This window comes from Paenibacillus sp. J22P218, assembly GCF_056269195.1.
Genome location: NZ_JBWDNL010000002.1, coordinates 439,747 through 462,509 on the forward strand (window position 1 = coordinate 439,747; position 22,763 = coordinate 462,509).

Sequence of the window (22,763 nt, forward strand, 5' to 3'; positions counted from 1 at the left end):
GAGTAAGAAGAATGAATACGAGTGAGCTAACACCGCTATTGTTCGGAGTCAGCGGACATATTGATTTGTTCGAAGAGCATAAGCCGTTGCTAAGGTCGATTATAAAGGAACAACTGAGGCAATACCTCGAGAAGTATCCGCATACGCCGATTATCATGCTATCGCCGCTGGCTGCCGGAGCCGATCAGATCGCAGCCGAAGCGGCTATCGAGTTGCGGGACTGCGGACAGCCGGTGAAGCTATATGTTCCGCTTCCGATGGCAGAAGCGTCCTATTTGGAGCTGTTTCAAGAGGAACAATCCCGCGCAAGCTACTATTCGCTGCGGGACAAGGCGGACTTTGTATACGTGCTGGACGAGCCTGCGATTAGCGCTGGAATGACGCTGCAGCCGGAGGATTATTATGGGCAAGTATCGGACCATATCACGAAGTACTGCCATGTGCTGCTAGCACTCTGGGATGGCGTCGAGAGAAATGATCTGAAGGCGGGAACCTCTTATTCGGTTCGTAATATGCGCTACGGAATCGAGTCGGAGATAGCCGGCGCGAACAAGCTGCTCGATCCGGTAACGAGCGGCATCGTCATTCATATCCGCACGCCGCGCAAGTCCAATGGCAGCGTAAACGATAAAATAGCCGAGCCTGTTCCCATCTATCCGGCTAATTTTCAGGATGCGCAAATGACATTCGACCGCATCTTAACGAACATCGAAACATTTAACGAAGACATTCATTTGAAAGTGGCTCCCGATTCGGATGTACGTGAGGCCATAGACAATCTATGTCCAGCAGGTCGCGTGCTCCCGCCGATATTGGAATCGTTGGCGCTGAAGTATGCCGCTAGCGACAAAATGGCTGTCAAATTAAAAAATATGCGCAAAAAAGTATTCAAGATGCTTCTTATAACGGGGGTTCTGCTAGTCGCTTCCTATGAGCTGATGAGCCAGCTGCCTATTATCGTTATTGCGTACATCATATTGCTGGCTTGGGCCGGCTACAAGTATAAAGTAGGAAGGAAACGGGAGTATCATCGCAAGTACCTGGATTACCGCGCTTTATCCGAAGGTCTTCGCGTGCAGCTGTTCTGGTATTTGGCAGGCGTCGATCAAGATGTATCGGACGTCTACTTGACGCAGCAGAGAAGCGAGATTGAATGGATATGCAGCGTTATACGTACGCAAAATTATTTGATCAAGGTACAGAAGGATAGCAGCCCGATCAAGGAATTTGAATGGGTGAAGGTTAAGTGGATCGAGGATCAGATCAGCTATTTCAATGGGTCCAAGGAAACGAAGAAGCGGGAAGGGAAGAGAGCCGCTCTGCAATCCGATTGGCTGTTTCTATCCGGCGTTGTGCTGATCGGATTGGTCTATATATGGAATGTGTTCGAAAGCCCGTTGGCGATGGAGACATGGGCGTCATGGCTAATGGTCCCCGCAGCTGTACTGGTAGCCGCCGGAATCGTGAGGACGGATTTCGATTCGCAAATGTCGGACAACTCGCTGTCGGGCGAGCATGCTCGGATGCATGTGCTTTTCACCTACGGCCTCAACAAGACGGAGCAATATTTGAATCCGAAGGACGGTTCATCGGCTAATGAAGCATCCGCCAGAGAAGTCATCTATAAGCTCGGCCAGGAATTGCTCGACGAGAACGGCTCGTGGATTTACGTGAATCGGGAGAGAGACGTCAGATTGCCTATCGGCTTGAAATAGGAGTCGTTTAGAAGCATTTAGCAGGAGAGCGAGAGTGAATGACAGCGTGTCGAATACAATCATAGAGGGATCGACGTCCGCGAGTGAGCGATCAGAGCGATTCGAGGCAGCCTTCAATAAAATTCATCTGAAGCTGAAGCAGCTATGCGCCATGGACGGCAGTTTCGTTGAGCTCGTTGGCCGGGCTCAGCCTCGATATGCCATTATCCGTCAATATGCCGACGCATTGCGCTCATTCGCGAAGCTTCGGAACGTCATTGTTCATGAGAAAATAAAACCTAACTATTATATTGCCGAGCCGCATGTGGAGATCGTACAACAGATCGAGAAAATATGCGATCAGCTCTGCGATCCGCCGATAGCGATAAATATCGCATCGCGCAACGTCGTCGCATTCGATGCAACCGACCCGCTCTCCCTTGTACTCGCAGAGATAAGCGCTACTTCGTATTCGCAATACCCGGTCTACAAGGATTTCGAATTTTGCAAGCTTATTACCGCTGACGGAATCTTGAAATGGATGCATGCTGTCGTCGTTGACGGACTGCTGGATCTGAATGGTGTAAAGCTCGATCATATTATGCCCTACGAGCTAAACCAGAATTGTCGGTTCGTCAGCAGAAGGACGAGCGTGTTCGAGCTGGAGGAGCTGTTCGAGGACTGTTACCACAGTGGAAACAAGATCGATGCGGTGCTCGTAACCGAGAATGGACGAGAGCAAGAGGGGGTTCTTGGGATCGTGACGGCGTGGGATCTCATAAAGATCGATGAAGATTATTTGGACAAACGGTTGGCTGGCTATTAATATGGAGAAAATAGGAATAGCAGTTTGCGAGCTTTGGAGGTTGAGAGAATTCATGGGATATAATCCGAAACCGATTGATACAAGCGGAGTAGAGCTGGGCGACGACATATTGGAACTGACCGAGAAGCTGGCTGAGAATACGCATGATGAGTGGGCTCTTCAGCGAATGTCGGACGGTTGGACGTTAGGCGCACAGCGGGACGACGTCAACAAGCTGCATCCAAGTCTTATTCCTTATGCAGATCTGACCGAGAGCGAGAAGGAATACGATCGTATTACAGCGTTAAAGACGCTGAAGGCGCTTATCGCCCTCGGTTATTCGATCCAGAAGAAGTAGCGGGAAGTTATAATGGAAAGCGAACCGTATCCGCCTGGGATACGGTTTTTTTGTGCGCTTGCGCCGCGAAAAATTAGTTCTAATCGGGCGCGCAAACCGCTATAACTAAATAACATGGAGTAAAGCAACGGCAATTGAAGGCAAGCGTGGCGACGTTGTTTTGGGGAAGGGAGAGGAGGAGCAGTTCTGGAGGACATTCGGAATTTGAACGATTTCCTTGCCGTGTTCGGGCTTCCTATCGCGATGAGTCTTATCGGGGGATTAATCGGACATTTTGTTAAAAATGGGATAGTCGAACTGCCGAAGTTCGTCATAGAATATGACGAGGAAGGGGCTAACTTCTCCAGCAGCAAGCTGATCCGCTCCGTACAGCGGCCGCTTCGCTTCCTCTTCTTTATGATTGGATACCGCAATGGCGGCAGCGCCAAAAAAAATATATTTTTTGACCTCGGCTTCCTTGGCGACCTGCTTATAGCCATCGGCACGGGCATCGTGGCGAAAAGCACGCTAGCCATGGCCAACACGGACAATATATATGCCGTTGTCAGCAGCTCCCTGCTGGCCGGCTATGCGGGATTGTCTTACTTGAAGGCGAAGCAAAGCAAGGAGATCGCCGATACGGTTATCGAGCAATTGGAAGTGGATCATAAGGGAAAGGAGGAGGGCGCGCGTGGCGAGAGCAACAGCTAAAGTAACGCCGGACGAGATGAAGCAGCTTAAGATGCTGGCCGAAATTGTGAAGAACCCTCAACTTCCAATGTCCGACAGAAGAATAGCCAAATCGCAATACGAGACGATTATCAAAAATGCCAAAGGGTTGAAACGCGGTATCATATCCTCATTTTCTATTTAATAGCACTGTAAGTCGAAAGCCGCTCCCTGGTGGGGCGGCTTTTTGTATGCATTTTTTACGCACAAAACTTATGTTGGATTCTGGCAGTAACTTTCTACAGTTTGGGTCATATCCGAAAGCTATAATGGATATTTGCAGTAACTTTTTCCTCTTTAGGCCGGAATCACTCTGGTTGGATCGAAGTTAATGCAGAAATCCAACATAGCTCTCCAAACCTGATTCTAGCGAACGAAGTTAATGCAAATATCCAATGTAGCTCATCCAACTAGCACGGGAAAATTAATATACAAAGGTATAAAAAGTAAATAAAATAAAGGGAACATGTAAGTTGGAAGTTGGGGGCAGCGAACGATGAACCTTTTAAATAGTATCGAGTTGAAAAATATTAACGTACAGTGCAAGCCGCGGATTTTTGGAGTAGATGCGTATTGGGATCAATTAACCCATTTTAATTACCGTCTCAGCTCGTCTAAGGTTTATGGTGTTGTAAGTAAACCGGGAGCAGGGGCTTGGGCACTTTCTTATTTGTTAGCGGGACAGGTGAAACAAGATTCGGGATATATCTTTGCCAATAATGGCAGCTTATTGACCCAGGCACAGCTTAAACAGAGCAGTTGTTATGTCGGTGACATCATTTATAGAAGAAATAGGTTTGGCATAAAATATTATCCGACTGTGCGACAATTGTTCGAAGAAGATCCGCAAATGAACGAGGAAGCCGTTCGGAGCGTCGTGGAAGAGCTGGAGCTATCGAAACGCTATATTTTTGAACCCCGCCCTGGCGGGGTTTTTTTTGCGTAACCAACCGAATCTCGTTCAACGCTCGTTCAAAAAACTTTCGAAATATGCCAGTTGTCTTAGTACTAAAATTGTTGTAAGATACATGGATAGGTAGGTAGCCTAACTATTTAGCGGTAGTAATTTTACTGCTAAAGGGTAATATTAAATTATAAAAGCAAGGAGAGTAAACTTCATGGAGCAATTATCACAGAAGAAAAAAGTTACGATCATGATTGCGCTAATGGCCGCGATGTTCTTCGCCGCTATTAACCAAACGATCGTTAGTACGGCGATGCCGCGCATTATTGCGATGCTTGGCGGCATTGAGCACTATTCTTGGGTTATTACGATTTACATGCTAACCTCTACGATCGCAACCGTTCTGGTCGGCAAGCTATCCGATATTTATGGACGAAAACCGTTCCTGTTATTCGGTATCGTCATCTTTATGATCGGGGCATTTTTATCAGGAACGTCTACATCGATATTCCAAATGATTACTTACCGCGGTATTCAAGGTCTTGGCGGCGGCATTCTAATGTCCGCAACCGTAACTGCCGTCGGCGATTTGTTCGCACCGCGCGAACGTGCAAAATGGACCGGCATCATGATGGCCATCTTCGGCTTCTCCAGCGTTATTGGCCCGACTTTAGGCGGTTTCATGGTCGATCATATGGATTGGGAGTGGATTTTCTGGATCTTCCTTCCGCTTGGTTTAGTCGCTTTCGTCATGATTATGAGAATGTTCCCTAAGACGGTGCGCAAAACAACCGAACCGATCGACTATTGGGGCTCGCTCTTCTTGACTCTAATGATCGTTGCCTTACTGCTTGGTTTCTCATGGGCAGGAACGAAATACGATTGGGGCTCGTTCGAAATTATCGGCTTAATGTCGTTGGCAGCCGTATTTCTCGTTATTCTGCTGCTTATTGAGCGTAAAGCGAAAAGCCCAGTTCTTCCGCTTGGCATGTTCAAGAACAGTATCGTAACCGTATCGAACGTCATCGGCTTCTTGATGAACGCAGGCATGATGGGCGCTATGATGTACCTGCCGTTCTTTACGCAAGGCGTTCTCGGCTATTCGCCGACCACTTCCGGCTTTATCAATATGCCGATGTCGGTTGCGATGATCGTGCTTAGTACATTGTCCGGCCGCTGGATTTCCAAATCCGGCAAATACAAACGTTTTGCAATCGCGGGTATGCCGTTCATGGTAGTTGGCATGCTGCTGATGGCGTACATGACGAACGTATGGATGGCTGTCGGAGCAATGGTCGTCTTCGGTATCGGCCTTGGCATCTCGATGCCGGTCTTCACGCTGACGGTTCAGAACGCCGTGGAACCAAGCCAGCTCGGGGTTGCTACAGGTACGGCTACGCTGTTCCGTAACATGGGCGGCACGATCGGTATAGCAGTGCTCGGCACAGTTATGAACTCGACAATGGCAGGCAAGCTGAAGGATGCGCTTGCTGCGGGCGAAGGTCCGGATCTGTCCAAAGTCGATCCTGAAGTGGCGAAAGAAATGGGAAGCTTCATGAACCCGCAATTGCTGCTTAATCAGCCGAAGCTGAAGGAGCTGCAACAATCCCTTCCGACAGAGGTTCACGATCTGTTCAATCAGACGATTGATTTTATTCGTAATGTTCTTAGCGATTCGCTAACTGTCGTCTTTTTATTCGGGATGTCACTGCTTATCGTTGCACTCGTTGCGGTGTTCTTCTTGAAGGAGATCCCTCTTCGCACATCGAATAACATGAAGGCTGCAGCAGCACCATCCGATGATAAAGCCAAAGATTTAACAAAAAAAGAGCCAGCTATTCAATAACTTGAATTAGCTGACTCATGAGGGGGGATTTCGAGTCGGCCAACGTGCCTATTCGAAATCCCTTTTTTCTCATTTGTATATTTTCCTAGCTTTCCTGATGTCTGACTAGATCCAAATATTCGAAGACGTCATTCAGCAATCCGATTAATTGATCGCTTTGCTCCTTGCCGAGATGATCAATCAGACCAATGAACATTTCATGATATCGTTTTTTGGCTTCAACCGCGAGCTGCTCGCCCTTCTCGGTAAGCATGATTTCGGTAATCCGTCGATCATTATTGTCCGATTTACGGTAGACGTAGCCGCTTTCAATAAGGCTGTTCACCATTTGGGTAACGGTTGGCGAAGTTACTTCAAGACGTTTGCTTATATATTTAACGGTTGTCCCTCTGGAACCATTGACTGAACCGTGCTTAACGCAGAGCAGCACGCGCATTTCGCTCGCTTTGAGACCTAATATCGTCTTTTTGCGCCAGTCGGCCTTGCCGAAGCGTTGAAATATATCGATTAATTTTTCGACATTTTCGTATTTATCGATACTCATTACAATCACCTCGGATGATGGAATGTAGAAAGGCTAACAAGAACGTTGCCAAGGTCATTATAGATATTTTGTGCCAAAATAGTCAACAAAACTTAATCCTCGTTACGGCATTTGAGTGTTAAAATAAATAAGTGAGGTGTAATAATGAGCAATTATGAAGAGTGGTTGTCACTATCGCCCTTATTGAAGAGCACGTACAAGAAGCTAAAAGCCGAATGGTATAAAGGTGTCGATGATTCGTTCTCTATAAGCCAAATTCGGATGATGCAGCATTTGAGCAGGACGAGTCCAATAAAATCGACGGATCTTGCAGAGATGCTGTGTGTGACCGCAGGCGCAGTAACGCTGATGGGAGACAAGCTGTATGAACGCGGTCTAATCGACCGGTATCGAGGCGAGCGGGATCGAAGAGTTGTTTATATTGCTATAACGGAGCAAGGCAAGCAATACATTTCCTCCTTCCGGGCCAATGACGAGCAGCTTATCAAGATTATAGCGGAACGGATAACGGAAAAGGATATGCATGAGCTTAAGCGAATCATCTTGCTGTTGAACGAAAGTTTGGAAGGGGATTATCAGTAGGATGGACCAAATGCTAATGATTAAAGACTTGAAGACACAAATGACCCGGTTCATGATGATGTATAAGTTCGCGCTTAGCGAGCTGGAGACAAGAATTGAAATTTTGCAGGAAGAATTCCATTTGCTTCATGAATACAATCCGATTGAGAATACGAAATCGCGTCTGAAGTCTCCAAAAAGTATTTTCGAGAAGCTGTATCGGAAGCAGACAGGGCTGAGCTTAACTAGCATTCGCAACAGTATTCGGGATATTGCCGGCATGCGCATTACATGCTCGTTTATCTCCGATATCTATCGGATCAGCGATATGCTTCGGAACCAGTCGGACCTGAATATCGTTGAGGTCAAGGACTATATTAAGGAACCAAAGCCAAATGGCTACCAAAGCTTGCATTTGATCATTGAAGTGCCTGTATACATTTCGGACCGCCGAGAAAATGTGTTCGTCGAGGTACAGATTCGCACGATTGCGATGGACTTCTGGGCAAGCTTGGAGCACAAAATTTTTTATAAATATAATCAGGAAATTCCAGAGCGCCTGCTGAACGAGCTGCGCGAAGCGGCTGTCTCCGCATCGGCTCTCGATCATAAGATGGAGCGGCTGCATGATGAGATCGAGGCAATCAAGGAAGAGCAGGACAATGATTTCAGCGACGAGCTGCTACAACTGCTGATGAACAATAATAAGCAATTAGGCCAGATCGGCTTGCCTAACGTGCTTGCGGAATTCCTTGACGACCAGTTTGCTAAGTAGTTGGCAGCTAGGTGTTTAGCTGTTGTCGGGACGGAAACTGTCGATAAAATATTGCGCGCGCTTCGGAAGGTAGCGATCGTTCAGCCATAAGATGCCTACACCGGATTGGAAGTCTGCATCCTCGATCCGCAGCATCGTAACGACGTCGGACGGGAAAGAAGACAAGACAGACTTCGGAAATACGGTTGCGCCGATACCTGCGGCGATTAATGACATAATAATAGCGACGCTGGAGCATTCGCATATAATATTAGGCTCGAAGCCGTGGCGTCTGCATTCATTGACGACCTGCTCGTGCATCCGAAGCGTTTTGTCCGTCTTGAGGGTCAGGAACGGGAACTGGGCAATCTCGGCCATGTTGATCGATCTGCGGCTCGCGAGCGTCGTCCAAGCGCTTGGAATGACGACGACGAACGGATCGGAAGGAAGCGGGAGTACGGTATAATCGCTCACGATCGACTGTGCTTCGAACGGCAGACGCGCAACGATTAGATCAATCGCGCCTTTCTCAAGCTGCTCGCCAAGGTAGAAGTGATCGCCCTCGAGTATTTTGTAGGTCACTTGGGGGTAGCGTTCCCGATACCGCTCGATCTGCTTCGGCAGCAGCGAGATGCAGGACACGACGGAGCCGATGGACAAGACGCCGCGAGCGCCTTCCTCCGTTTCCTGCACTTCGCGGATCGCGCCGTCGAATTGGAGCAGCAGCGATTCCGCTTTTTCCAGCAGCAGCTGTCCGGCGCCGGTGAGCTTAAGTCCTTTGCCGCTGCGGTCGAACAGCGTTACGCCAAGCTCTTCTTCGATGAGCTTCAGCTGGCGGCTAAGAGGCGGCTGCTCCATATTAAGCCTTTTGGCGGCGCGCGTAATTTGCCCTTCTTCGGCAATCGCAACGAAATATTTGAGCTGGCGCAGATCCATGGGGCATCCCTCACTGTCTCATACCTTTAAGGTATGGGGTTTGTATAAAATAGATATTTTAAATATATCGCATGAAGTGTTAGCATTCAATTAACAGCCCTAAAAAAAAGGAGAGTTGCATGATGTTAGAAGGTTTGCAAATCGAGCGCACAACGACAAAGAAGGCTAAGCCTCCGGAGTCAAAGCTGGGATTCGGCAATTATTATACAGATCATATGTTTATCATGAATTACGAAGAGGGCAAAGGATGGTTCAACCCGCGCGTAGTACCTTACCAACCGATCGTACTTGATCCGGCAGCGAAGGTGTTCCACTATGGCCAGACGATATTCGAAGGTTTGAAAGCGTACCGTACGAAGGACGGCCGCGTGCAATTGTTCAGACCGCACAACAACTTCCTGCGGATGAACCGTTCCAACGAGCGTCTGAGCGTTCCCGAGATTAATCCGGATGTTGCTGTTGAAGCGCTTAAACAGTTGATCCAAGTCGATATAGACTGGATTCCTTTCGAGGAAGGCAATTCGCTCTATATTCGTCCGTACGTAATTGCCACGCAAGCTCAGCTAGGAGTTGCACCATCGACGGAATATCAATTCCTGATCATCATGTCGCCGGTAGGCGCTTATTATCCGGAGGGCGTGAACCCGGTTAAGATCTACGTTGAATCTGATTACGTTCGCTCGGTGAAGGGCGGCGTCGGTGAAGCGAAGACGGCAGGCAACTATGCGGCTGGCCTTAAAGCCCAAGAGATCGCTAAGGAGAAAGGTTATACGCAAGTGCTTTGGCTGGACGGCGTTCACCGTAAGTACATCGAGGAAGTGGGCAGTATGAACGTCTTCTTCAAAATCGATGGCGTTATTCATACACCGGCGCTTAGCGGCAGTATCCTGGACGGTATTACGCGCAATTCGATTATTCACCTGCTGAGACATTGGGGTTATGAGGTTCAAGAAAGCGCGATTGAAATCGGCGAGCTGTACGAAGCGAGCAAGCAAGGCAAGCTGGAGGAAGCGTTCGGCACAGGTACGGCTGCTGTTATTTCTCCAATCGGAGAGCTGAACTGGCAGGACGAAGTGCTTGTCATTAATAACGGCAAGACGGGCGAGCTTTCGCAGAAGCTTTACGATACGCTGACAGGAATCCAAAAGGGCGAGCTTGAAGATCCGTTCGGCTGGATGATCGAAGCAGCTGTATTCGATTCGCAATTGGCGAAATAATATAAAGTAAAACAAGAAAGGCTTTCCTACGGGTTGGAGATCAATCGACCTTGCAGGAGAGCCTTTCTTGTTATGCGGCGGCGTTGGGCTGTAAGTGCAAATATGCGCTTACATGCCGAAAAGCTGGCGATAGGCCGTAGGCGTCATGCCCTCATGTTCGATGAAGCGCTTGTTGAAATAGCTGACGCTCGGGTAGCCTGCATCTTGGGCGATTTGGCCGATGTTCGCCTCTTTGCGGTCGAGCAGCCATTGTTTGGCCATCTGCAGGCGGCACCTCGTTATGAAGTCCATCGGAGTCATCTTCATCGTGCTCTTGAACAGCTTGCAGAAGTAATGCGGCGTAACGCCGGCTCTCACGGCCCATTCTTCCAAGATGAACGGACGCATGGCTTCCTCCTGCATATACGGCAGCAGCTCCAATATCCGGTTGCCGGCCGAGCTCGCTTTGCTGCTGCCTGTCAGCGGCACGGCCTGCTCGGCGAACAGCGCGAGCAGCGTATACGTCAATGTGGACAATCGGATGGGATGGAGCATCCGATGTGTCTCCGCCTCCACGAGTAGCTCCATATGCGCCTGCTCCCAGCCTTTCGTCTGCCGCAGCGTCCATAGTTGGCTCTTGTGAAGACCGCGTTCCAAGAAATAATCATGCACGCCGCTTCCGTAAAAATGAACCCATCGCACGTCCCAAGGCTCATCCTTGCTGCTGTAATAATGCTGGGATTGCATCGGAAAGTAGAGGACGGCATCTCCTTGCGTAAGCTGGTGCGTTTTTCCTTCCCATTCTACATACCCTTTGCCTGAGGCGACATAGTGGATGTTGAAGGTGTTGTGCGCATCCGCCGCACGAATCGTATGATGCTCGGGATATTCACTGTATGCGCCTACCGATTCTGGCAGGCAAAAGTAAGGCGTCTGCGAAAGCGTAAGCAGATGGCTCTGGCGTTGCATGGCTATCACCCCGATGACAATATTGTTTCAATTGCGTGCAAAATAATATCATTTTAATTTTGATTTGATCGTCATATAATCACAATATAGTCGTAGAAAATATTCGATGAGGTGATTATAGCATGACCAGCAAAAAGTTAAAATGGGGCATCATGGGCTGTGCGGGGATTGCAAAACGCGCTGTCATTCCGGGATTGCAATTATCCGGTCTGAATGAAGCGGCGGCAATCGCTAGCCGTGATCTAGACAATGCGAAGCGTACTGCCGAAGAGCTGAACATACCTACTGCTTACGGCAGCTACGAGGAACTGCTCGCTGACGATTCGCTCGACGTTATCTACATTCCATTGCCGAACCATCTTCACCGTGAATGGACGATCCGCGCAGCGGAAGCAGGCAAGCATATCTTGTGCGAGAAGCCGCTCGCACTGAATGAGAAGGAAGCGGCAGAGATGGCGGAAGCTTGCGCCAAGGCCGGCGTGCTGTTGTCGGAAGCATTCATGTACCGTTATCACCCTCGCTATGCGATGATCAAGGACATTATCGCATCCGGCCAGATTGGCGAAGTAAGAGCGATTCGCAGCGCCTTCACCTTCAACAATGCCGGAGACAAAAAGAACGTCAGATACCGTAAGGATTGGGGCGGCGGCTCGATCTATGATGTGGGCTGTTATCCGATCAATGCAGCAAGGCTGCTGCTCGGCCAAGAGCCGCAAGCGGTTACGGTACAAGCTTTGTTCTCACAGGAGCATGACGATGTCGATATGATGGCGTCCGGCCTCATTGAATTCGACAACGCGGTATCGCTTAGCTTTGATTGCGGCATGTGGGCGGCGTTCCGCAATCCGCTTGAAGTGCTCGGCTCGGAAGGCATTATCGAGGTGCCAAGCGCCTATGTTACGCCTAACCCGGGAAGCGGCAATTTCTTCGTCACTGCTCAAGGCGAACGCAAAGAAATCGAGGTTCCTCATGTAAATGCTTACACGGAACAGGCGGATCACCTGGCACGCGCAATTGCTGGAGATTCCGCGATGCGCTTCGATACAGTGGACGCTCTTGCGAATATGAGAGTCATTGATGCTTGCCTGGAATCAGCGCGTACGCGCTCTAGAATTACAATCTAACGAAGAGAGAGGATGGAGATATAGATGGAATACATTACAATTCAAGGCGCTAAGAAGCCGGTCTCGCGGCTTATGAAAGGTTCGGACTACTTCTTCCATCATTCCTATGAGAAGGCGGCTGCCAACTTAGACGCTTATCTGGCTATCGGCGGCAACTCGATTGATACGGCGCATATTTATTGCGGCGGACAGAGCGAGGAAGTCATTGGCCGTTATATGAGCGAACGCGGTAATCGGGAGCAGATCGTCGTATTGACGAAAGGCGCCCATCATGATCAATCCGGCCCGCGCGTCAGCAAGGAAGCGATCGCCGCAGATCTGAAGGATAGCTTGAGAAAGCTGCAAACGGACTACATCGACTTGTATGCCCTGCATCGCGATGACCCGTCTATTCCTGTCAGCGTCATTATCGACGCGTTGAACGAGCATGTTGCCGCAGGCGTAGTACAAGCAATCGGCGTATCGAATTGGACTTGGCAGCGTATTGAGGAAGCAAACCGCTACGCAGCGGATCGCGGACTAGTAGGGTTCACGTTCAGCAGTCCTAATCTAAGCCTTGCCAAAGCGAACGAGCCGTTCTGGTCGGGCTGCGTATCAGCAGATGAGGAAACTTGCGCTTGGCACGAAGCTAATCAGTTGCCTTTGCTATCGTGGTCGTCGCAAGCCAGAGGGTTCTTCACGGGAAGATTCTCTCCGGAAGTGCGCGACAATGCCGATCTAGTAAGAGTGTTCTACAGCGACGACAACTGGGAGCGGCTTGAGCGCGCGAAGCAGCTTGCAGCAGACAAAGGCGTTAGCGCGATTCAGATCGCCCTCGCTTACGTGCTTAACCAATCGTTCCCAACCTGCGCCTTGATCGGCGCTCAATCGACGGAAGAACTGCAATCCTGCGACGAAGGTTCGCTTATTAAGCTGACGAAGGCTGAGATGGACTGGCTGGACCTGACGAAACAGACGGTATAACAGCTGCAAAACTAAAGATTAAACCATTCAGAACGTTTCTTTTGACTTCATTATTCATGGAGTCAAGAGGAACGTTCTTTATTTTACAACGAAGCAGGTTTGACGGTATTCAATAACTTATGTATGATTACTTACATAAAGTAACTGCGTTAGCGGGCTTGATGAAAGCTGCATAAATAGGGAAATATAGAACGTTGAAGACTATTAGGGGGAAAGGCAGATGCTCAGTCACGAGAAGGTAAAGGCAAGCAACGGGACAGAATTCGAATTCGGTATATATACATTAGGAGACTTGGCTGCTGATCCTCATACGGGCAGGTCACTATCCGCAGCACAGCGGATTAAGGAGGTGCTTGCAGCGGCTAAGCTAGCCGATGACGCAGGGCTCGACGTATTTGGCGTTGGCGAGCATCATAGGCTTGATTTTGCGATTACGTCGCCGCCCGTATTGTTGGCAGCTATTGCGCAGGCTACCAAACGGATTCGTCTGACCAGCGCAACGACAGTGCTTGGGACTGCGGACCCTGTAAGAGTATTCGAAGACTTCGCCACGCTCGATCTATTGTCGGAGGGACGTGCAGAGATCATTGCAGGACGAGGAGCATACGTGGAATCATTCCCATTGTTTGGTTATGAACTGGATGACTATAAAGAGTTGTTCACGGAGAAAATGGATCTGTTGTTGGAGCTCGGCGAGCATGAGCGAATTACGTGGAACGGCGAGCTTCGATCTTCGCTGGATGACGCAGAGATTGCACCGAGACCGTTCCAGCCGAAGATGCCGATATGGATAGGCGTTGGCGGAACGCCTTCGAGCGCGCAGACGGCCGGCAAGCTGGGCGTAGGGATGGCACTAGCTATATTGGGCGGCGATCCGCAGCGTTTCCAGCATCTAGTTACCGCGTATAGGGAAGCTGCCTTTGAAGCGAAGTTTTCTGCGAAACAGGCTAAAGTAGCGATAACGAGCCACGGTTTCATTGCTAAGACGTCCGAGCAGGCTATAGCCGATTATTATCCGTATTACGCGAATTATGTATATGAATTCATGGGCGGCCGCGAACGCGGAGAGAAGATAACGAAGCAGCAGTTCGAGCTGATGGCGGGACCAGATACGGCTCTAGCTGTAGGCAGTCCACAGCAGATCGTCGAGAAAATATTGGCGCAGCACGAGCTGTTCGGACATAACCGGTATATGGTGCAGTTCGATATCGGCGGCCAGCCTTATGCGAAGGTTGCCGAAGCGATCGAGCTGCTGGCTACAGACGTTATGCCGGTTGTACGGAGAGAGCTCGGAAAGAAGCAGGGGTAGAACAAGGGTTAAAACAAATAAGCTGCTCATGAAGGTCGCAGGACTTTTCATGAGCAGCTTATTTGTTTTTGTATGTCATCTACTCATTGCAAGTATCCAACAAACCAAGGAGTGGCCACTAACGTAACGAAAGCGGTCAGCATCATGGCAATTGTCGCAACGGAGCCGGATACGGGATCGTATTCCATTGCTTTCGTAATGCCGGCTGAATGGGCGCTAGTGCCGAACAAAACGCCTCTGGCAATCGGATTGTTGATTCTGCACCATTTGACGATTAGCGGCCCTACAATCATGCTCAGCAATCCAGTGACGAGCGTCGCAACAGCTGTAATCGTCGGCAGTCCGCCGATGCTGCCAGAGATGGATATCGCGATAGGCGTTGTGGCCGAACGCGGGGCCAAGCTGTCGATGATAGCGATCGGCAGTCCGAACATATTGGCGATGCTGGCGGAGGTGACGATCGCTAAGGCAGCGCCGCAGCTAGCGCTAATCGTTATGATGGAGGCATCTTTTTTGAATACGGCAGCATTCTTGTACAAAATGACGGCAAGCGCGATTGTTGCAGGCTCAATCAGCTTTGTCAGCAGACCGGCCCCTGCGTTATACGATCGAAAGGATACACCGCTCCAATGCAGGGCGCCAATGACGATGATCGGCGTAATGAGGAGCGGGGTTAAAAGGATTTTACCTGTTTTGGCATAGACGAGCTTTGAAAACCAGAAAACGGCGATCGTGATACATAACCAGCCAATCGGCTCTAACAGCTTCATCATTGCTGGCCACCTGCTCTCCGTCTGCTCATGTATTGCCCGAGCAGTCCGCTGCACAGCATGACGGCGATGAGGCTCAACAGGATCGTCAACAAGATAGGTATACCGCTTCGTGCAATCAAATTTCCGTAATCGATAATGCCGACTGTCGACGGGATGAAGAACAGCAGCATTTGGGCGAGCAGCCAGGTAGCACCTTGATCGATCCAATGCAATCGCATAACCCCGAGCTGGAGTAAAGTGAATAAGAAGATAATGCCGACAATCGTGCCAGGGATCGGAAGATGCAGCCATGCAACGAAGGCGTCCGATCCTTGGGCGAGCAGGACGAAAAAGACAATCTGAGCAATGGTGCGCAATATGGATTTCACTTTCATCAGTCCGAACCTCGCTTTCATTCCATTAAGTATACGCAGTGCCCTCTTATGAGTAAAATGAATATATTGAATTGTTTTCATTCCATTTGGTTATGGAAAGAGGTGATCGTATCGACGTTCGGCAATTGCAGGTTGTATCGGAAATTATACGGCAAGGCAGCTTTACGAAGGCTGCAGAGACTCTCCATGTCACACAGCCTACGATTAGCAAAATAATTAAGAGCATAGAGGATGAACTGCAAATGGAACTGTTCGCGCGCGAAGGGAGAGCCTTCAAGCTGACAGATGCAGGTCATGCGATTCTACAGCATGCAGGCCCGATTTTGCTGGCCTTCGACAATCTGATGCAGGAATTAAACGATCTGTCCTACTTGAATAAGGGGAGCATTCGCTTCGGCGTGCCGCCGATGGCGGGAGCGCGTTTCTTCCCGGAAGTCATCAAGCAATTTCAAGAAAAGTACCCGGGCATCACGCTCGGCATGCTGGAAGACGGCGCGAGGAAGATTGAAGAGAGCGTTGCGGACGGGACGCTGGATGCCGGGGTAGTCCTATGGCCGGCCGACGAGGCGATGTTCAATTCCATCCCCATCGTGAAAGATCGGCTAAAAGTGATCGTGCCGGCGAATCATCCCTTCGCGGAGCGTAAGCGGATAAGCCTGAGAGAGCTTGCAGCAGAAAGCTTTATTTTGTTCAATAGCGACTTTGCGCTTCACGGACGGATTATTAACGAATGCCGACAAGCGGGCTTCGATCCTCGCATCGTTCATGAAAGCTCGCAGTGGGATTTCATTGGCGGGATGGTCGGTGCGGGCTTGGGGGTTGCCATGCTGCCCGGAGCCGTATGCAATCTTCTTGATGAGGAGAAGACGAGGGCAATCGAGCTTGATGATCCGATCATTCCTTGGGAGCCGGTGCTCGTATGGCGAAGGGAGGGTTATCTGTCCCGCGCTGCAAGGGAATGGGTACAGTTTATGACGGACTATTTTGGAGAAAAGCAGACTAAATTGCACGAGCAATCGGGGATGGTTGGCGAAAACGGTTGACATAGTGATTGAATGTAACTACCCTAGTTGCAGAAAGTGTAATTGTGATAGTTACAATAAATCAGGAGGTCATTTATGATGAAAATAGCAGTTATCGGTGCAAGCGGCAAAGCAGGGAACTTAATCTTGAAGGAAATTATCAGGTAGGCGCGGATAACCTGCTCGTTAACGCAAAGGGCGACAGTTATGTCAGCTACGCCGACTATGCAATCGCAGTGATTGACGAAATCGAGCAGCCGAAGCATCTGTACAAACGGTTCACGCTTGTATCCGAAGGTCAATAAATCGATTACTACAGCACACAAAAAAACCGGCCGCAGCTCAAGCTGCTTGTGCCGGTTTATTGCGTTCCGTTTCAGTTACTGCAACGGATACTACTAGTCGATCAGACCTGCATACTTCAACCCTTTGCGAATGCCGCCTTCGTCGACGTGAGCAGTCACATAGTCCGCATATGGCTTCACTTCTTCATGCGAGTTGCCCATCGCGATGCCGAGGCCGACAACGGACAGCATCTCTACGTCATTGAGTCCATCCCCGAAGGCGACCGCTTCCGATACGGAAAGATTGAGGTGCTTCAGCAGCGCCTCAATGCCTTGCGCCTTCGATCCATCGGATGGCAGTACGTCGAGCGCAGTCTTATGCCAACGGATGTAGCGCAGCGCAGGCACGGCTTCGTTATACAGATGCTCTTCATGCTCCTCGCAATGAAGGAACACTTGATAGATGCTCTCGTTCTTCCAGAAGTCAGGGTCGTAACCCGGCAAGTCGACTCGAAGCGACTTGACGGCATCCACCATATGCGGATGGCTTTCCTCGCTCGCATAGAACTCGCTGTGTCCTTCGAACACGAGTGAATGGTTATGCTTGGCCGCATGGCCTACGAGCGCTTCAAGATGCTCGCGCGGAATTGCTTTCTCGAAGATCGGTTTTCCTTTGTAAACAACATATGCGCCGTTCAGGCTGACGAAGCTGTCGATGCCGAGCTGCTCGGCGATCGGCCGGAAGAAATAAGGAGCTCTGCCCGTTGCGATAACGGCTTCCACACCGCGGCTCTGCAGCGCGCGTATGGCGTCGATCGTATCCTGCGGAATTTGCTTCCGCTCATTTACTAACGTTCCGTCAATGTCAAAAAAAGCAATTTTGTAGCTCATCCCAATATGATCTCCTATCCATAAATCTTCTATTTGATTCATTGCATTGTATATTGTGGTAATATAACATCAGATGCCGTTATTAGGCAATCCAAAAACCATTTCCAATCGGACAAGGAGTCGTTGATTACATATGAAAATCGCAGCGCTTGTCGGCAGCAGCCGCAAAGGTTCTTTCAACAAACAAATTGCTGAGTTTATGACGAAGCGTTATGCCGGTAATGGCAAGCTGACCATCGAGTTTGTGCCTATCTCGGACCTTCCGCTATACAACCAAGATAATGAATCGACACCGCCGCCGTCTGTTATTGAAGCCAAACGAATTGTCGCCGAATGCGAAGGAGTACTTATTGTAACGCCTGAATATAATCATTCCGTGCCGACCCTGCTTAAGAACGCATTAGATTGGTTCTCCCGCGTCGACAAGGTGCTTGTAGGCAAGCCGGTATTCATCGTTGGCGCATCGCCAGGCGTGCTAGGCACAGCAAGAGCGCAGATGCATCTCCGCCAAATTCTTAATTCGCCGGGCATTGCAGCCCTCACGCTGCCGGGTAATGAAGTATTCATTAATGGGGTCAGCGAGAAATTGAACGCCGATGGCGAGCTTATACATGAATCGACGGTTCAGCACTTGGATAAGCTGGTCGACAACTTCATCGGCTGGTCGCAGCGTTTGAAGCAGCAATAATAATCTAATCGTGACGATTATGCCGGTTCGTAAGCATGCTTATGAGCCGGCTTTTTTGCGTGGTAACATAAGCGCTTAATTGAAGATAAGGGTTGACAGCGAACAAGTATTCTGTTTTTATTATGTAGACCGATCGTTATAATGAAGAGGGTGATCCGGTGTCAGAGAAGCAAAATGCTAAGCAATCGATTGTGGAAACAGCCTCCAAGCTGTTCGTTACGCAAGGCTATCATGCGACGGGACTAAGTCAAATTATTAAGGAAAGCGACTGTCCCAAAGGCTCTGTATACTATTACTTTCCGAAAGGGAAAGAGGAGCTGGCGATTGCCTCCATCGAATGTACGAAGCAGGAGGTGCTTGCGAAGTGGCATGATTGCTTCGATAGAAACGAACATCCAGCTGACGCAATCGCGATGTGCATCAACGAGCTTGCCGAAGACGTCGCCAAGAACGACTATGAAGGTTATGTGCCGTTCAGCTTCTGGTTGGCTGCCGAGACATCATCGGTCAGCGACAAGCTGCGGGAAGCATGCCAATCCGTATTCGCCGCATGGCAAAATGTCATTTCCAGCCGATTGATGATGACGGGGATCGGACAAGCTAAGGCTGCCGAGCTCAGCATGGTCATCGTATCCCTGCTCGAGGGGGCGTTGTTGCTCGCCATCACCAACCGCGATACGACACCGCTTTTAAGCGCTGCGAAATATGTGCCCTATCTGATCACGAAATGCCCTTCTTTATAAGGTGAGAACGTCATGCATACATCAAGACCTGATATAGGAGGAGAGAAATTTGCAAGCTACAATGACAGCAGGCATGCAAGACACGGGAGTGAAATACAAAGTGCTCCCGATTATGATTTCATTATTATTAAGCGGCTTTATCGGCATGTTCAGCGAAACGGCCCTAAATGTCGCGCTTAGCGATCTCATTCAAGTATTCCAAATTACGCCGGCAACGGTCCAATGGCTGACGACGGGGTACTTGCTTACTTTGGGCATTTTAGTGCCGATATCCGGCTTATTGCTTCAATGGTTCACGACGAGGCAGCTGTTTATAGCAGCCGTAAGCTTCTCCGTACTTGGAACGTTCATCGCGGCGATGGCGCCGAGCTTCGAAATGCTGATGACTGCCCGCATTGTGCAAGCAATCGGTACAGCGCTTTTGTTGCCGCTTATGTTCAACACGATCCTCATTATTTTCCCTGCGGAAAAAAGAGGCGCGGCAATGGGCATTATCGGCCTTGTCATTATGGTCGCTCCGGCGGTCGGACCAACGATCGCGGGCCTGCTTATCGATAAGCTGAGCTGGAACTGGATTTTCTGGCTATCGCTGCCGTTCCTTATTATTGCCCTTATTTTCGGTTTTTTCTTTATGCAAAATGTATCGACGATAACCAAACCGCGAATCGACTTGATTTCGATTCTGTTCTCGACGCTTGGCTTTGGCGGAGTCGTATTCGGCTTCAGCAGCGCCGGTGAAGGTGATCATGGCTGGAGCAGCACGAAAGTGATCGTGTCGATGGTTGTGGGCATCATTGCCCTCATTATTTTCGCAATTCGCCAATTGCGGATGCAAGAACCGATGATGAATCTTCGCGCGTTCAAGAAGCCGATGTTCGTAGTCGGAACGTTAATGGTATTCATTTGTATGATGGTTATTCTGTCTTCGATGCTCGTCTTGCCGATGTTCCTGATATCCGGGCTCGGTCTTAGCGCGCTGACAGCAGGCTTGGTATTGCTGCCGGGCGGCTTGATCAACGGTATTATGTCTCCGATCATGGGCGGTCTGTTCGATAAATTCGGACCCAAATGGCTCGTTATTCCTGGTCTCGTCATCGTTGCTGCCGTACTTTGGTTCTTCTCCGGCATTACGACGGCATCAACGCTCGCGCTCATTATCGTGCTTCATTCCTGCTTGATGATCGGCATTTCGATGGTATGGATGCCGGCGCAAACGAACGGCCTGAACCAATTGCCGCGCGAGCTGTACCCGGATGGCACGGCGATTATGAATACGCTGCAGCAAGTAGCCGGTGCGATCGGCACGGCGCTTGCGGTAAGCATTATGACGGCGGGCAGCAAGACGTTTATGGAAGGCGTGGAAAACGTAGCCGACCCGGCGAACATACCGCTAGCCTTGACGGCAGGCATCCAGAACGCCTTCATCTTCGCGATGGTAGTCGCGATTATCGGTCTTGTCGTTGCGTTCTTCATCAAGCGTGTGAAGGTAGACAAAGCGAATCAGCATTAATATCGATACATTGGCGGCTAAGTGCACACTCGTGCAGTTAGCCGCCTTTTTTCGTTATCGGGAATGCAAAACATGTTAAAAAAAAGCACACGGAACTAAAAAAACTTGCATACGCGCGGCGAACCTCCTGTGCTAGTCTGATTAACATAGGCTAACTATTATTATTGGAGGAACGCGCATGCAGTCATCTCATCTAACCATTCAAAATCCGATTCTCCCCGGCTTTCAGCCCGATCCTTCTTTTGTCCGCGCCGGAGAAGACTATTATATCGCCACTTCGACGTTTGAGTGGTTTCCCGGCGTGCAGATCCATCATTCGCGAGATTTGATTCATTGGGAGCTCCTGCCTCAGCCGTTAACCCGCCCAGAGCAATTGGATCTTCGAGGCATACCGAGCTCAGGCGGCGTATGGGCGCCGGCGCTCTCTTATCATGACGGCATGTTCTATTTGCTCTACACAAATGTAGCTGCCCGCAAGAGCGTCTACAAGGACTTGCGCAATTATTTGGTGACGGCCGAGAGCATAGAAGGACCATGGTCCGATCCGGTCTTCCTGAACGGCAGCGGCTTCGACCCTTACTTATTCCATGACAAGGACGGCACGAAGTGGGTGCTCAATATGCAGTGGGATTTCCGCGATGAACACAAGCGGTTCGGCGGCATCGTCATGCAGCAATACGATCCTCGGCAGCAGAAGCTTATCGGTCCTGTTAAGACCATCTACAAAGGGACTGATATCGGCGTCACGGAAGGGCCGCAGCTATTCCAGCGCGATGGCTACTACTACTTGCTCGTAGCCGAAGGCGGTACAGGAGCAAATCATGCGGCAACCCTTGCACGCTCGCGCCATATCGAAGGTCCCTATGAGACGGATCCTGAGTATCCGATCATGACAACGAGAAGCAATCCGGACTTCCCGCTGCAAAATGCGGGCCACGGGTCGCTCGTCGAGACGCATACGGGCGAGTGGTATATGGCCCATATTTGCAGTCGTCCATTCGAAGGGACGAAGCTTAATCCGCTTGGCAGGGAGACGTCGATCCAGCGCTGCCGCTGGACGGAGGACGGCTGGCTGCGCCTCGACCACGAAGGTCGGCTTCCGGCCTTGACCGTGCCTGCGCCGCAGTTTGCTTCCGAAGCGGCACCAGCCATTCAGGCGATAACGGACAAGGACGACTTCGATGCGGCTGAGCTTCATCGCGTCTTTCAGACGCTTCGGGTGCCTGCCGATCCGTCGTGGCTCACTTTGACGGAGCGTCCGGGTTATTTGCGTTTGCGCGGGAGAGAGTCGCTGTTATCGTGGCACCGGCAGAGTATGGCCGCGCGCAGGCTCCAGCATTTTAGATGCACGGTTGAGACCCGGATGGAATATAATCCAGATCATTTTATGCAGATGGCCGGTCTTGTCTTTTATTATGATGAAGCGGATTATTATTATTTGCGAGTGACGCAGGACAGCGTGAAGGGTCGTGTATTAGGCGTCGTGATGAGCAAGACAGGCAAGTATGAGGAGTGCAGAGGGCAGGAAATCAACGTGGATACATGGGACAGCTTCTATTTGCGAGCTGTCGTTCGGGATAGGGAGCTTCGCTTCTTCGCTTCGCCTGACGGGGATCTTTGGCAGGCGGTCAGCGACACGCTCGACATCGGCAGTTTATCCGATGAATATGGCGGCAAGCTTGGCTTCACGGGCACGATGATAGGCTTATGCGCGCAAGATTTGAACGGAGAGCTAAAGCATGCAGACTTTGATTATTTTAGTTATCGCCCCTTTTTGCATTAGCCGAGCCTATGCGGGCATGGTAAA

24 protein-coding genes and 1 pseudogene are annotated in these 22,763 nt (G+C 50.0%); 19 read left to right on the forward strand and 6 right to left on the reverse strand.

Going from position 1 to position 22,763, the window contains the following annotated elements; translation table 11 throughout:
• Positions 1 to 11 precede the first annotated feature (11 nt).
• The 7 genes from AC0YN0_RS10710 to AC0YN0_RS10740 all read left to right on the forward strand — a co-directional run bounded on the left by AC0YN0_RS10710 (position 12) and on the right by AC0YN0_RS10740 (position 6,315).
• Positions 12 to 1,715 (forward strand): hypothetical protein, encoded by a 1,704-nt coding sequence (locus tag AC0YN0_RS10710; protein ID WP_475821271.1) that lies wholly within the window; start codon positions 12 to 14, stop codon positions 1,713 to 1,715.
• A gap of 34 nt (positions 1,716 to 1,749) precedes the next feature.
• A complete protein-coding gene (locus AC0YN0_RS10715; RefSeq protein WP_475821272.1) occupies positions 1,750 to 2,520 on the forward strand; it encodes a CBS domain-containing protein in 771 nt (256 codons plus the stop codon).
• 52 nt (positions 2,521 to 2,572) lie between these two features.
• Positions 2,573 to 2,857 carry a RyR domain-containing protein gene (locus AC0YN0_RS10720; protein WP_442049287.1) on the forward strand — a complete coding sequence of 95 codons (285 nt, stop codon included), beginning with the start codon at positions 2,573 to 2,575 and terminating at the stop codon, positions 2,855 to 2,857.
• 204 nt (positions 2,858 to 3,061) lie between these two features.
• Entirely contained in the window at positions 3,062 to 3,547 is a 486-nt protein-coding gene (locus AC0YN0_RS10725; protein ID WP_475821273.1) for a hypothetical protein, read from the forward strand.
• Positions 3,528 to 3,710 carry a hypothetical protein gene (locus tag AC0YN0_RS10730; protein ID WP_337099311.1) on the forward strand — a complete coding sequence of 61 codons (183 nt, stop codon included), beginning with the start codon at positions 3,528 to 3,530 and terminating at the stop codon, positions 3,708 to 3,710. Before AC0YN0_RS10725 ends, AC0YN0_RS10730 begins: the two co-directional genes overlap by 20 nt.
• A 351-nt stretch (positions 3,711 to 4,061) precedes the next feature.
• Positions 4,062 to 4,511: a hypothetical protein gene (locus tag AC0YN0_RS10735; RefSeq protein ID WP_475821274.1), complete on the forward strand. Its 450-nt coding sequence runs from the start codon at positions 4,062 to 4,064 to the stop codon at positions 4,509 to 4,511.
• A gap of 172 nt (positions 4,512 to 4,683) precedes the next feature.
• Positions 4,684 to 6,315 carry an MDR family MFS transporter gene (locus AC0YN0_RS10740; RefSeq protein ID WP_475821275.1) on the forward strand — a complete coding sequence of 544 codons (1,632 nt, stop codon included), beginning with the start codon at positions 4,684 to 4,686 and terminating at the stop codon, positions 6,313 to 6,315.
• Between the two features lie 85 nt (positions 6,316 to 6,400).
• Here AC0YN0_RS10740 and AC0YN0_RS10745 read toward each other — a convergent pair whose 3' ends face one another.
• Positions 6,401 to 6,859 (reverse strand): MarR family winged helix-turn-helix transcriptional regulator, encoded by a 459-nt coding sequence (locus AC0YN0_RS10745; protein WP_475821276.1) that lies wholly within the window; start codon positions 6,857 to 6,859, stop codon positions 6,401 to 6,403.
• Between the two features lie 144 nt (positions 6,860 to 7,003).
• Between AC0YN0_RS10745 and AC0YN0_RS10750 the strand changes: the two genes are divergently transcribed.
• Both AC0YN0_RS10750 and AC0YN0_RS10755 read left to right on the forward strand, forming a co-directional pair.
• Entirely contained in the window at positions 7,004 to 7,441 is a 438-nt protein-coding gene (locus tag AC0YN0_RS10750; protein ID WP_475821277.1) for a MarR family transcriptional regulator, read from the forward strand.
• Between the two features lies 1 nt (position 7,442).
• Positions 7,443 to 8,195: a GTP pyrophosphokinase gene (locus AC0YN0_RS10755; protein WP_337099318.1), complete on the forward strand. Its 753-nt coding sequence runs from the start codon at positions 7,443 to 7,445 to the stop codon at positions 8,193 to 8,195.
• Between the two features lie 15 nt (positions 8,196 to 8,210).
• On the opposite strand, the gene AC0YN0_RS10760 is transcribed toward AC0YN0_RS10755, so the two are convergent.
• Positions 8,211 to 9,110, reverse strand: coding sequence for a LysR family transcriptional regulator (locus AC0YN0_RS10760; RefSeq protein WP_475821278.1), 900 nt, complete (start codon positions 9,108 to 9,110; stop codon positions 8,211 to 8,213).
• A gap of 122 nt (positions 9,111 to 9,232) precedes the next feature.
• Between AC0YN0_RS10760 and AC0YN0_RS10765 the strand changes: the two genes are divergently transcribed.
• A complete protein-coding gene (locus tag AC0YN0_RS10765; protein ID WP_475821887.1) occupies positions 9,233 to 10,327 on the forward strand; it encodes a branched-chain amino acid aminotransferase in 1,095 nt (364 codons plus the stop codon).
• 108 nt (positions 10,328 to 10,435) lie between these two features.
• On the opposite strand, the gene AC0YN0_RS10770 is transcribed toward AC0YN0_RS10765, so the two are convergent.
• Positions 10,436 to 11,275 carry a helix-turn-helix transcriptional regulator gene (locus AC0YN0_RS10770; protein ID WP_475821279.1) on the reverse strand — a complete coding sequence of 280 codons (840 nt, stop codon included), beginning with the start codon at positions 11,273 to 11,275 and terminating at the stop codon, positions 10,436 to 10,438.
• 122 nt (positions 11,276 to 11,397) lie between these two features.
• Here AC0YN0_RS10770 and AC0YN0_RS10775 point away from each other — a divergent pair, with 122 nt between their 5' ends.
• From AC0YN0_RS10775 to AC0YN0_RS10785, 3 genes are all read left to right on the forward strand, one after another.
• Positions 11,398 to 12,399 (forward strand): Gfo/Idh/MocA family protein, encoded by a 1,002-nt coding sequence (locus tag AC0YN0_RS10775; RefSeq protein WP_475821280.1) that lies wholly within the window; start codon positions 11,398 to 11,400, stop codon positions 12,397 to 12,399.
• Positions 12,400 to 12,423: 24 nt separating this feature from the next.
• Complete coding sequence (locus AC0YN0_RS10780) at positions 12,424 to 13,362, forward strand: aldo/keto reductase (protein WP_442049277.1); 939 nt, start codon at positions 12,424 to 12,426, stop codon at positions 13,360 to 13,362.
• Positions 13,363 to 13,582: 220 nt separating this feature from the next.
• Positions 13,583 to 14,671 carry an LLM class flavin-dependent oxidoreductase gene (locus AC0YN0_RS10785; protein ID WP_475821281.1) on the forward strand — a complete coding sequence of 363 codons (1,089 nt, stop codon included), beginning with the start codon at positions 13,583 to 13,585 and terminating at the stop codon, positions 14,669 to 14,671.
• Positions 14,672 to 14,754: 83 nt separating this feature from the next.
• Here AC0YN0_RS10785 and AC0YN0_RS10790 read toward each other — a convergent pair whose 3' ends face one another.
• Both AC0YN0_RS10790 and AC0YN0_RS10795 read right to left on the reverse strand, forming a co-directional pair.
• A complete protein-coding gene (locus tag AC0YN0_RS10790) occupies positions 14,755 to 15,444 on the reverse strand; it encodes an LrgB family protein (RefSeq protein WP_475821282.1) in 690 nt (229 codons plus the stop codon).
• Positions 15,441 to 15,818 carry a CidA/LrgA family protein gene (locus AC0YN0_RS10795; protein WP_475821283.1) on the reverse strand — a complete coding sequence of 126 codons (378 nt, stop codon included), beginning with the start codon at positions 15,816 to 15,818 and terminating at the stop codon, positions 15,441 to 15,443. The genes AC0YN0_RS10790 and AC0YN0_RS10795 overlap by 4 nt, the downstream gene beginning before the upstream one ends.
• A gap of 110 nt (positions 15,819 to 15,928) precedes the next feature.
• Between AC0YN0_RS10795 and AC0YN0_RS10800 the strand changes: the two genes are divergently transcribed.
• Positions 15,929 to 16,861 (forward strand): LysR family transcriptional regulator, encoded by a 933-nt coding sequence (locus tag AC0YN0_RS10800; protein ID WP_475821888.1) that lies wholly within the window; start codon positions 15,929 to 15,931, stop codon positions 16,859 to 16,861.
• Positions 16,862 to 16,992: 131 nt separating this feature from the next.
• A pseudogene (locus AC0YN0_RS10805) lies at positions 16,993 to 17,145 on the forward strand (NAD(P)-dependent oxidoreductase); the annotation flags it as partial.
• Positions 17,146 to 17,238: 93 nt separating this feature from the next.
• On the opposite strand, the gene AC0YN0_RS10810 reads toward AC0YN0_RS10805, so the two are convergent.
• On the reverse strand, positions 17,239 to 18,015 hold the full coding sequence (locus AC0YN0_RS10810; RefSeq protein ID WP_475821284.1) for a Cof-type HAD-IIB family hydrolase: 777 nt from the start codon (positions 18,013 to 18,015) through the stop codon (positions 17,239 to 17,241).
• 133 nt (positions 18,016 to 18,148) lie between these two features.
• Here AC0YN0_RS10810 and AC0YN0_RS10815 point away from each other — a divergent pair, with 133 nt between their 5' ends.
• From AC0YN0_RS10815 to AC0YN0_RS10830, 4 genes are all read left to right on the forward strand, one after another.
• Positions 18,149 to 18,703, forward strand: coding sequence for an NADPH-dependent FMN reductase (locus AC0YN0_RS10815; protein ID WP_475821285.1), 555 nt, complete (start codon positions 18,149 to 18,151; stop codon positions 18,701 to 18,703).
• 158 nt (positions 18,704 to 18,861) lie between these two features.
• Positions 18,862 to 19,446, forward strand: coding sequence for a TetR/AcrR family transcriptional regulator (locus tag AC0YN0_RS10820; protein WP_475821286.1), 585 nt, complete (start codon positions 18,862 to 18,864; stop codon positions 19,444 to 19,446).
• Between the two features lie 61 nt (positions 19,447 to 19,507).
• A complete protein-coding gene (locus AC0YN0_RS10825) occupies positions 19,508 to 20,956 on the forward strand; it encodes a DHA2 family efflux MFS transporter permease subunit (protein ID WP_475821889.1) in 1,449 nt (482 codons plus the stop codon).
• 178 nt (positions 20,957 to 21,134) lie between these two features.
• Positions 21,135 to 22,739 carry a glycoside hydrolase family 43 protein gene (locus tag AC0YN0_RS10830; protein ID WP_475821287.1) on the forward strand — a complete coding sequence of 535 codons (1,605 nt, stop codon included), beginning with the start codon at positions 21,135 to 21,137 and terminating at the stop codon, positions 22,737 to 22,739.
• Positions 22,740 to 22,763: the final 24 nt, after the last annotated feature.

Coding starts and splice junctions, on each gene's coding strand:
- AC0YN0_RS10710 (WP_475821271.1), top strand. CDS start 12: ATGAATACGAGTGAGCTAACACCGCTATTGTTCGGAGTCAGCGGACAT.
- AC0YN0_RS10720 (WP_442049287.1), top strand. CDS start 2,573: ATGGGATATAATCCGAAACCGATTGATACAAGCGGAGTAGAGCTGGGC.
- AC0YN0_RS10735 (WP_475821274.1), top strand. CDS start 4,062: ATGAACCTTTTAAATAGTATCGAGTTGAAAAATATTAACGTACAGTGC.
- AC0YN0_RS10740 (WP_475821275.1), top strand. CDS start 4,684: ATGGAGCAATTATCACAGAAGAAAAAAGTTACGATCATGATTGCGCTA.
- AC0YN0_RS10745 (WP_475821276.1), bottom strand. CDS start 6,859: ATGAGTATCGATAAATACGAAAATGTCGAAAAATTAATCGATATATTT.
- AC0YN0_RS10750 (WP_475821277.1), top strand. CDS start 7,004: ATGAGCAATTATGAAGAGTGGTTGTCACTATCGCCCTTATTGAAGAGC.
- AC0YN0_RS10755 (WP_337099318.1), top strand. CDS start 7,443: ATGGACCAAATGCTAATGATTAAAGACTTGAAGACACAAATGACCCGG.
- AC0YN0_RS10760 (WP_475821278.1), bottom strand. CDS start 9,110: ATGGATCTGCGCCAGCTCAAATATTTCGTTGCGATTGCCGAAGAAGGG.
- AC0YN0_RS10765 (WP_475821887.1), top strand. CDS start 9,233: ATGTTAGAAGGTTTGCAAATCGAGCGCACAACGACAAAGAAGGCTAAG.
- AC0YN0_RS10770 (WP_475821279.1), bottom strand. CDS start 11,275: ATGCAACGCCAGAGCCATCTGCTTACGCTTTCGCAGACGCCTTACTTT.
- AC0YN0_RS10775 (WP_475821280.1), top strand. CDS start 11,398: ATGACCAGCAAAAAGTTAAAATGGGGCATCATGGGCTGTGCGGGGATT.
- AC0YN0_RS10780 (WP_442049277.1), top strand. CDS start 12,424: ATGGAATACATTACAATTCAAGGCGCTAAGAAGCCGGTCTCGCGGCTT.
- AC0YN0_RS10785 (WP_475821281.1), top strand. CDS start 13,583: ATGCTCAGTCACGAGAAGGTAAAGGCAAGCAACGGGACAGAATTCGAA.
- AC0YN0_RS10790 (WP_475821282.1), bottom strand. CDS start 15,444: ATGATGAAGCTGTTAGAGCCGATTGGCTGGTTATGTATCACGATCGCC.
- AC0YN0_RS10795 (WP_475821283.1), bottom strand. CDS start 15,818: ATGAAAGTGAAATCCATATTGCGCACCATTGCTCAGATTGTCTTTTTC.
- AC0YN0_RS10810 (WP_475821284.1), bottom strand. CDS start 18,015: ATGAGCTACAAAATTGCTTTTTTTGACATTGACGGAACGTTAGTAAAT.
- AC0YN0_RS10815 (WP_475821285.1), top strand. CDS start 18,149: ATGAAAATCGCAGCGCTTGTCGGCAGCAGCCGCAAAGGTTCTTTCAAC.
- AC0YN0_RS10825 (WP_475821889.1), top strand. CDS start 19,508: ATGACAGCAGGCATGCAAGACACGGGAGTGAAATACAAAGTGCTCCCG.
- AC0YN0_RS10830 (WP_475821287.1), top strand. CDS start 21,135: ATGCAGTCATCTCATCTAACCATTCAAAATCCGATTCTCCCCGGCTTT.